The organism is Ideonella sp. B508-1 (genome assembly GCF_000333615.1).
In the GTDB taxonomy this organism is placed as follows: domain Bacteria; phylum Pseudomonadota; class Gammaproteobacteria; order Burkholderiales; family Burkholderiaceae_C; genus Ideonella.
Genome location: NZ_BADL01000398.1, coordinates 1 through 1,813, shown reverse-complemented (window position 1 = coordinate 1,813; position 1,813 = coordinate 1). Strand labels below are relative to the sequence as shown.

Annotated in this window: 3 protein-coding genes; 1 reads left to right on the top strand and 2 read right to left on the bottom strand. The window is 69.2% G+C overall.

Annotated elements, in window-relative coordinates:
* Positions 1–1,211, top strand: a 1,211-nt coding sequence (locus I73_RS28505; protein WP_040500563.1) for a methyl-accepting chemotaxis protein, incomplete at its 5' end; no start/stop codon positions are given.
* A 9-nt stretch (positions 1,212–1,220) separates the two neighbouring features.
* Here the strand turns inward: I73_RS28505 and I73_RS16495 are convergent.
* Positions 1,221–1,613 (bottom strand): DUF779 domain-containing protein, encoded by a 393-nt coding sequence (locus tag I73_RS16495; RefSeq protein WP_022981626.1) that lies wholly within the window; start codon positions 1,611–1,613, stop codon positions 1,221–1,223.
* Between the two features lie 74 nt (positions 1,614–1,687).
* Positions 1,688–1,813, bottom strand: a 126-nt coding sequence (locus I73_RS32700) for an aldehyde dehydrogenase family protein (RefSeq protein ID WP_148289818.1), incomplete at its 5' end; no start/stop codon positions are given.

Here is a 1,813-nt window from a genome sequence, read left to right as displayed (position 1 = left end):
AGCTGGCCCAGCTCGCCGCCGCCTTTGTCGTTCAGCACGACAAGATGGCCGCCGGCTACCGCGACGGCCTGGAGAAGTTCAAGTCCGCCGGGCTGGAATCCTCGGTGGGCGACATGGCGGTGCGGGGCATCGACCGGGAAGCGGCCAAGCTGCTGCGTGAACTCAAGGGCGCCATCGCCCAACGCAGTGCCGACGCGTCGCAGCAGGCCTATGCCGAGGGTCGGCGCGCGGTGGCCTGGAGCCTGGGCATGATGCTGCTCGCCGCCGTTCTGGGGGTGGGCATCGGGATGCGGATCAGCCGCGACGTGGTGGGGCCGCTGCAGACCGCGGTCGAAGCCGCCGACGCGGTGGCCCGCGGCGACCTGAGCCACACCGTGCAGGTGCGCGGCCAGGGCGAGACCGGTCGACTGCTGGGCGCGCTCGCCACCATGCAGACCCAGCTGCGCCGGCTGGTGCAGGACGTGCGGGGCAACGCCGAACAGGTGGCCAGCGCCAGCGCACAGATCGCGCTGGGCAACAGCGATCTGGCCACCCGAACGGAGCAGCAGGCCTCCTCCCTGCAGGAGACGGCGTCCTCGATGGAGGAACTGGACGGTGCCGTGCGCCACAACGCCCAGAGCGCCCAGGAAGCCAGCACGCTGGCGGCCCGCGCCAGCGAGGTCGCTCAGCAGGGTGGCACGGTGGTGGCCGGTGTGGTGGACACCATGCAGGGCATCCAGGCCGCCTCGCACCGCATCGTCGACATCATCAGCGTGATCGACGGCATCGCCTTCCAGACCAACATCCTGGCCCTGAATGCGGCCGTGGAGGCCGCCAGGGCCGGCGAGCAAGGCCGCGGCTTCGCCGTGGTGGCCAGCGAGGTGCGCAGCCTGGCCGGACGCTCCGCCGAAGCCGCGCGCGAGATCAAGCAGCTCATCCAGGCCAGCGTGGAGCGCGTCGAGCAGGGCTCGGCGCAAGTCCATGAGGCGGGCCAGACCATGGACGACGTCGTGCAGTCCATCGCCAAGGTCTCGGACATCATCCGCAAGATCAGCCGAGCCAGCCAGGAGCAAAGCGCAGGCGTAGGTCAACTGGGCGACGCGGTCAGCCGCATCGATCAGGGCACCCAGCAAAATGCCGCCCTGGTGGAACAGACCAGCGCCGCCGCCGAAAGCCTGCGTGGCCAGGCCCACCAGCTGGTGAACCTGGTCGGCACCTTCAAGCTGGCCTGAGGGCTCCGCTCACACCCCCTCCAGCGGATGGGCCTGCAGCCAGGCCCATTCCGCATCGGTCCACAGCCGCTGCGTGGCCACGAAGTGCATGTCCTCGGCATCTTCCAGCGAGAAAGTGCCCAGGGCGCCGGACTTGGCGTGCAGCAGCACCTGGCCTCCCTCGAGGTACTCGAACTGGGTTCGGCCCACCCAGAACGGCACGCCCCCGATGCTGCCCAGACGCACGTCGGCCTGCCCCAGCGTCATCTCCCCCACCCGCAGGCACATCGGCGTGCTGCCGTCACAGCAGCCGTGCGACTGGTAGAACATCACCTCGCCATGCCGGGCCTTCAGCCGCTCCAGCAGCGCCAGCGCCTCGGGCGAGGCCACCACACGCTCCACCGGTGTCTCCAAGGTGTCCATCCTGCGTCTCCTTGCCTGTGTCGCCCCAAGAAAAAAGGGCGGCCGAAGCCGCCCCGTCCTGAACTCGCGAAGGGTCAGAAGAAGCCCAGCTTGTTCGGGTTGTAGCTGACCAGCAGGTTCTTGGTCTGCTGGTAGTGGTCCAGCATCTGCTTGTGGGTCTCGCGGCCGATGCCGGATTCCTTGTAGCCGCCGAAGGCCGC

Excerpts from the sequence above, each read along its gene's own strand:
- I73_RS16495 (WP_022981626.1), bottom strand. The coding sequence starts at position 1,613 with ATGGACACCTTGGAGACACCGGTGGAGCGTGTGGTGGCCTCGCCCGAG.